Below are 7893 nucleotides of genomic sequence, written 5' to 3' on the forward strand. Positions count from 1 at the left end.
GGACCTGTCCGCGTTCGTGCTCTTCTCCTCCGCCGCCGGCGTGTTCGGCAACGCGGGACAGGCCAACTACGCGGCGGCCAACACCTTCCTCGACGCCCTCGCCGCCCACCGCCGGGCCCGGGGCCTGACGGGCCTCTCCCTGGCCTGGGGCCTGTGGACCGAGTCGGGCGGCGGCATGGCCGCGGACCTCGCCGCCGAGGACGTCGCGCGGCTCGGCCGCGGCGGGGCGGACGCGCTGTCCGCCGCCGAGGGCCTGGCCCTGTTCGATGCCGCGTCCGGCGCCGCCGGCCCGCCCGCCCTGCTCGTCCCGGTCAGGCTGGACCCGGCGGCGCTGCGGGCCCGGGCTGCTGCCGGGACGCTCCCGCCGCTGCTGTCCGGCCTCGTCCGCACGCCCGTGCGCCGGGCCGCCGCGGGCGGTGCCGCGGGCGTCCCGGGAGGCCCCGCCCGGCTCGCCGGGATGGCGGACGCCGACCAGGAGGCGTTCGTCCTGGATCTGGTGCGCACCCAGGTGGCCGCGGTGCTCGGCTACCCCGGACCCGCCGCGGTCGAGGCCGACCGCTCCTTCCGCGAGCTCGGCTTCGACTCCCTCACCGCCGTCGAACTGCGCAACCTGATCGGCGCCGCGACCGGGCTGCGCCTGCCGGCCACCCTCGTGTTCGACTACCCGACCTCCACCGTCCTGGCCGGCCACCTGCGGTCCGAGCTGCTCGGCGCAGCCCCCGCGACACCGTCGGCGGCGGTCGCCGCCGCGGTCCGCGACGACGACGAGCCCATCGCCATCGTCGGCGTGGGCTGCCGTTACCCCGGCGACGTGCAGTCGCCCGAGGACCTGTGGCGGCTCGTCCTCGACGGCCGCGACGTCATCTGCGGGTTCCCCGAGGACCGCGGCTGGGACATCGACGGCCTGTTCGCCGACGACCCCGACCAGGAGGGCACCAGCTACGCCCGCGAGGGCGGCTTCCTCTCCGACGCGTCCGCCTTCGACCCGGGCTTCTTCGGGATCTCCCCCCGCGAGGCGGTGGCGATGGACCCGCAGCAGCGGCTCCTGCTGGAGACCTCCTGGGAGGCCTTCGAACGTGCCGGCATCGACCCGGGCGCCCTGCGCGGCACCCGGACCGGTGTCTTCGCCGGCGTCATGTACCACGACTACGCCACCCGGCTCCCCGTCCTCCCCGAGGGCGTGGGGGGCCTCCTCGCCACCGGTACCGCGGCCAGCGTCATCTCCGGCCGGCTCTCGTACACCTACGGCCTGGAGGGCCCGGCCGTCACCGTCGACACCGCCTGCTCCTCCTCCCTGGTGGCCCTGCACCTGGCCGTGCAGGCACTGCGCAACGGGGAGTGCTCGCTCGCCCTCGCGGGTGGCGTGACGGTCATGGCGTCCCCCGGGGCGTTCCTGGAGTTCAGCCGACAGCGGGGCCTCGCCGCCGACGGCCGCTGCAAGGCGTTCTCCGCAGACGCCGACGGCACGGGCTGGTCCGAAGGCGCCGGAGTGCTGCTCGTGGAGCGGCTCTCCGACGCCCGCCGCAACGGCCACCCGGTCCTCGCCGTGGTCCGCGGTACGGCCGTCAACCAGGACGGCGCCTCCAACGGCCTCACCGCCCCGAACGGCCCCTCCCAGCAGCGCGTCATCCGGCAGGCCCTCGCCGATGCCGGCCTCACCGCCGCCGACGTGGACGCCGTCGAGGCCCACGGCACCGGCACGACGCTCGGCGACCCGATCGAGGCCCAGGCCCTGCTGGCCACCTACGGGCAGGACCGCCCCGTCGACCGGCCGCTGCTCCTCGGCTCGGTCAAGTCCAACATGGGGCACACCCAGGCCGCCGCCGGCGTCGCCGGCGTCATCAAGATGATCATGGCCATGCGCCACGGGGTGCTGCCGAAGACCCTGCACGTCGACGAGCCCACCCCGCACGTCGACTGGTCCGCCGGAGCCGTCACGCTCCTGGACACCGCCACGGCCTGGCCCGAGACGGGCCGCCCGCGGCGCGCCGCCGTCTCCTCCTTCGGCTTCAGCGGCACCAACGCCCACGCCGTCATCGAGCAGGCGCCCGATCCCGCGGAGCCCGGACCGGCACGGCCCGGCCCCGCGCGGGACGCCGGCAGCCTGCCCTGGCTGCTGTCCGCCAAGGACCCGGGAGCCCTGCGTGAGCAGGCCGCACGCCTGGCCGCGCACACGGCCGCGCACCCCGAACTGTCCCTCGCGGACATCGGCCACTCGCTGGCGACGAGCCGGACGGCCCTCGACCGGCGCGCCGCCGTCGTGGCCGAGGACCGCGACGGCTTCCTCGCGGGCCTCGCCGCGCTCGCCGAGGGCGACCGGCCGGCCGGCGTCCTCGACGGCACGCCGGTCGAGGGGAAGCTGGCCTTCCTGTTCACCGGTCAGGGCAGCCAGCGGCTCGGCATGGGCGGTGGCCTGTACGCGGCCCAGCCGGTGTTCGCGGCGGCGTTGGACGCGGTGTGCGCGGAGCTGGATCCGCGCCTGGAAGTGCCCTTGAAGCTGGTGCTGTTCGGTACGGACGCGGGCGTGCTGAACCGGACGGAGTTCGCCCAGCCGGCGTTGTTCGCGGTGGAGGTGGCCCTGTTCCGGCTCCTGGAGTCGTGGGGCGTGCGGCCGGACTTCGTGTCCGGTCACTCGATCGGCGAGATAACCGCCGCGCACGTCGCCGGTGTCCTCTCCCTGGCCGACGCCTGCGAACTCGTTGCGGCGCGCGGCCGGTTGATGCAGGCGCTGCCGACCGGCGGCGTGATGATCGCGGTCCAGGCCTCCGAGGCGGAGGTCGTGCCACTGGGTCCGGCACGTCCGCGAGGCCGTCCGCTTCCTCGACGGCATCCGCACCCTGGAAGCCGCCGGCGTCACGACGTACCTCGAACTCGGCCCTCCGCGGAGTCCGCGTCGACTGGGCGGCGTACTACGCCGGCACCGGCGCCCGCCGGGTCGAGCTGCCCACGTACGCCTTCCAGCGGCAGCGCTACTGGCTGGAGGCCCCGGCCTCCGCCCTCGCCGGGGACGTCGCCTCCGCAGGGCTCGGCGCGACCGCGCACCCGCTCCTCGGAGCCGCCGTCGACCTGCCCGACGCGGACGGGTTCCTCTTCACCGGACGGCTCTCGCTGCGCGCCCAGCCGTGGCTGGCCGACCACCGTGTCGCCGGAGCGGTGCTGGTGCCGGGTGCCGCGCTGGTCGAGCTCGCCGTACGGGCCGGTGACCACGTGGGCTGCTGCCGCCTGGAGGAACTCACCCTCCAGGCGCCCCTGGTGCTGCCCGAGTCCGGCGGGCTCCAGCTGCGGCTCGCCGTGGCCGAGCCCGACGCGGCCGGGCGCCGCGCCCTGCGGATCCACTCGCGCTCCGAGCAGGCCGCGCCCGACCGATCGTGGACGCGGCACGCCGAGGGCGTCCTGGCGCCCGACTCCGCCGACGCCGACGGCCCGGCCCTGGAGGAGTGGCCGCCGGCCGGAGCCGTCGCCTGCGCAGTGGACGACCTGTACCCGGGCCTGGACGCCGTCGGACTCCACTACGGACCCGCGTTCCGCAACCTGCGCGCGGCCTTCCGGCTCGGGGACGAGGTGTTCGCCGAGGTCGCCCTCGACGAGGACCGCCTGGCGGAGGCGACCCCCTACGGACTGCACCCGGCGCTCCTCGACGCCGCCCTGCACGCCGTCGGGCTGGGGGAGTTCTTCCCCGACGGCCCCGCGGGCGCGCGGCTGCCGTTCTCCTGGGACGGGGTGCGGCTCCACGCGGCCGGTGCCGCCGCGCTGCGCGTCCGGGTGGCCCCGGCCGGCCCGGACGCGGTCGCCCTGACGCTGTGGGACGGTACGGGCCGACCGGTGCTCACCGTCGACTCGCTCGTCCTGCGTCCGCTCGCCACGGAAGGCGTCGTTCCCGCCGGACCCGTCGCCGAGGCGCTGTTCCAGCTCGACTGGACCGCGCTCGCACTGCCCGCGGCACGGTCGGAGCCTGGCCCCCGCTGGGCGCTGCTCGGCACCGACCCGCTCGCGGCGGGCCCGGGCCTGGTACGGGCCGGCGTCCTCGACGCCGTCGACGACCGCACGTACGCCGACCTGCCCGCCCTGGCCGAGGCCTTCGACCTCGCCGAGGCCCTCGGCGAGCCGGCGCCGGAGACGGTCCTCGTCTCCCTGGCAGGCGACCCCGCGGCTCCCGACCTCACTGCCCCCGGCCGCGGTGCCACCGTGCCCGCGACCGCGCACGCGGCCACCGCGAAGGCCCTGCAACTGGTGCGGGCATGGCTGGCGGACGAGCGGTTCGCCGCGGCCCGCCTCGCCGTGCTGACCCGCGGCGCCGTCGCCGCCGAACCCGGCGAGGACCTGCCGGACCCGGCGCACGCCGCCGTGTGGGGGCTGCTGCGCTCCGCGCAGGCCGAGCACCCGGACCGGTTCGTCCTGGTCGACCTCGACGACGAGGACGCCTCCCACCGGGCCCTGCCCGCGGCCCTCGCCATCGACGAGACCCAGCTGGCCCTGCGCGCGGGAACCGGACGGGCACCCCGCCTGGCCCGCGCGTCCCTCACCTCCCCCGCGGAGCCCCCCGCCGCCGGCGCCCCCGCCCTCGACCCCGAGGGAACCGTCCTGATCACGGGCGCCACCGGCACGCTGGGCGGTCTGCTCGCCCGGCACCTCGTCGCCGCGCACGGCGTCCGGCACCTGCTGCTCACCAGCCGTCGCGGGGCGGCGGCAGCGGGCGCCACCGCACTCGCCGACGAGCTCCGCGAACGGGGTGCCGAGGTCACCTGGGCGGCGTGCGACGCGGCCGACCGCGACGCCCTGGCCGCGCTGCTGGCCGACGTGCCGGCCGGACACCCGCTGACGGCCGTCGTGCACACCGCCGGCGTGCTCGACGACGGCACCGTCACCTCGCTCACCCCCGAGCGGATCGCGGGCGTGCTGCGGCCCAAGGCCGACGCCGCCTGGAACCTGCACGAGCTGACCCGGGACGCCGACCTGGCGGCGTTCGTCCTGTTCTCCTCCGCGGCCGGCGTGTTCGGCAACGCGGGACAGGCCAACTACGCCGCGGGCAACGCCTTCCTCGACGCGCTCGCCCAGCACCGCCGGGCGGCGGGCCTGCCGGCCGTCTCGCTCGCCTGGGGCCTCTGGGACGACGAGGCCGGTATGGCGGCGACCCTCGACGCACAGGACCGGCAGCGCCTGAGCCGCGGCAGCATGGACGCCCTGTCGGAGGCCGACGGGCTCGCCCTGTTCGACGCGGTCCTGCGGGCGCACACGGGCCACCGGGACGGCACGGATCCCGCCGCGGAACCGCGGACCCCGAGCCTGCTCGTGCCCGCCCGGCTCGACCTGGCCGCCCTGCAGGCCCGGGCCGACGACGGCGTGGCACCCCTGCTGCGCGGCCTGGTCCGCGTCCCCGTACGGCGCCGCACGAGCGCCGCGGCGGCCGCGGACGCCCCCGGATCGCTCGCGGACCGGCTGGCCCAACTGCCGCCCGCCGAACGGGACCGGGTCCTGCTCGACACCGTCTGCACGCACGTCGCCCGGGTACTGGGCCACAGCGGCGCGGCGGCCGTCGAACCCGGCAGCGCGTTCAAGGAGCTCGGCTTCGACTCGCTGACGGCGGTCGAGCTGCGCAACCGGCTCGGCGCGGCCACCGGCCTCCGCCTCCCGGCCACGCTGGTCTTCGACCACCCGACCCCCGAGCAGCTGGCGGCGTACCTGCGGTCCGCCCTGGCGCCGGCCACCGACGGCCCGACCGTCTTCGGCGAACTCGACCGCCTGGAAGAGGTGTTGGAGTCCGTCGGCGCGACGGACGCCGACAGCGCCACCCGCTCGCGGATCACGATGCGGCTCCAGGCCCTCGCGGCCAGGTGGAGCGCCCGGCAGGAGCCCGGCCGGGCGCCCCGCGCCGGCGAGGACGCCGACGACGACCTCGACTCGGCCACCGACGACGAGCTGTTCGACCTGCTCGACGACGAACTCGGCGCCTGAGCCGCACCCCCCGACCGCCGGGCGGGGCCCTCCCCCCGCCCCGCCCGGCCCCCGACCACACACCACCGCGGTCAGACCGACCCGTACGACCCGCCTCTCTGGCATGGAGCCCACGCACATGGTGAACGAGGACAAGCTTCGCGACTACCTCAAGCGGGCGACCGCCGATCTGCGCCAGGCCCGCAGGCGGTTGCGCGAGGTCGAGGAGCAGAACCAGGAACCCGTCGCGATCGTCGCGATGAGCTGCCGCCTGCCGGGCGGCGTCCGCACCCCCGAGGACCTGTGGCGGCTCGTCGCCGACGGCCGCGACGCGATCTCCGCGTTCCCCGTGGACCGCGGCTGGGACGTCGAGACGCTCTACGACGCCGACCCCGACAGCGCCGGATCCAGCTACGTCAGCGAGGGCGGCTTCCTCTACGACGCCGCCCGCTTCGACCCCGCCCCCTTCGGGATCTCCCCGCGCGAGGCCCTGGCCATGGACCCGCAGCAGCGGCTGCTGCTGGAGACCTCCTGGGAGGCGTTCGAGCGGGCGGGCATCGACCCCACCTCGCTGCGCGGCACCCGGACCGCCGTCTTCGCCGGCGTCATGTACCACGACTACACCTCGCGCCTGGAGTCCGTCCCCGAGGGCGTCGAGGGCTTCCTCGGCACCGGCAGCTCCGGCAGCATCGCCTCCGGCCGGGTCGCGTACACCTTCGGCCTGGAGGGCCCGGCCGTCACCGTCGACACCGCCTGCTCGTCGTCCCTGGTCACCCTGCACCTGGCCGTGCAGGCGCTGCGGGCGGGGGAGTGCTCCATGGCCCTGGCCGGCGGCGTCACCGTCATGGCGACCCCGGCCACCTTCACCGAGTTCAGCCGCCAGCGCGGCCTCGCTCCCGACGGCCGCTGCAAGCCCTTCGCGGCCGCCGCCGACGGCACCGGCTGGGGCGAGGGCGTCGGGATGCTCCTGGTCGAGCGGCTGTCCGACGCACAGCGCCTCGGGCACCCGGTCCTCGCCGTGATCCGCGGCTCCGCCGTCAACCAGGACGGTGCCTCCAACGGCCTGACCGCCCCCAACGGGCCCTCCCAGCAACGCGTCATCCACCAGGCCCTCACCAACGCGCGCCTGGCCGCCGCCGACGTGGACGTCGTCGAGGCCCACGGCACCGGCACCACCCTCGGCGACCCCATCGAGGCGCAGGCCGTCCTGGCCACGTACGGGCAGGACCGCCCGGCGGACCGGCCGCTGCTGCTGGGGTCGGTCAAGTCGAACATCCGCGCCGCGCGGGTGTGTCGTCGTTCGGGTTCAGCGGGACGAACGCGCACGTGATCGTGGAGCAGGCACCGGAGCCCGAGACTCCGGAGGTTTCCGACGTTCCCGACGCTCCGGGGGCTGCGGAGGCGGCCGGCGGCGCGGCGGTGACGGTGCCGCCGGTGGTGCCGTGGGTGCTGTCGGGCAAGAGCCCCGCGGCCCTGCGGGGACAGGGGGAGCGCCTGTCGGACTGGCTCGCCGGAGAGGCGGGGCGGGCCGCCGACCCGGTGGACGTGGCCCGGTCGTTGGCGTCGGCCCGGGCCGGCCTGGAGCACCGGGCGGTGGTCCTGGGCGACCACGTCGCCGGTGTGGGCGCGGTGGCCTCGGGTGCGATGGCCCCGGGTGTGGTGACGGGCTCGGTGGTCGGCGGCAAGACGGCGTTCGTGTTCCCGGGCCAGGGCTCGCAGTGGGTCGGCATGGCGACGGAGCTGCTGGATTCCTCGCCGGTCTTCGCCACTCGGATCGGCGAGTGCGCCGAGGCGCTGGAGCCCTTCACCGACTGGTCGTTGGTCGACCTGCTGCGGGGTGGCGAGGGCGCGCCCTCGTTCGACCGGGTGGACGTGGTGCAGCCCGCCCTGTTCGCGGTGATGGTGTCGCTGGCGGAGGTGTGGCGGGCGGCGGGTGTGCGTCCGGGTGCGGTGGTCGGTCAT

At 76.5% G+C, this 7893-nt stretch carries 2 pseudogenes; both read left to right on the forward strand.

The features are described 5' to 3' along the window. Nucleotides 1-5952 (forward strand): annotated as a pseudogene (locus tag IF43_RS40190) (SDR family NAD(P)-dependent oxidoreductase); the annotation flags it as partial. Nucleotides 5953-6070: 118 nt separating this feature from the next. Then, nucleotides 6071-7893: pseudogene (locus IF43_RS37385) on the forward strand (type I polyketide synthase); the annotation flags it as partial.

This window comes from Streptomyces sp. NRRL S-87, assembly GCF_000719335.1.
Taxonomy (GTDB): Bacteria; Actinomycetota; Actinomycetes; order Streptomycetales; family Streptomycetaceae; genus Streptomyces.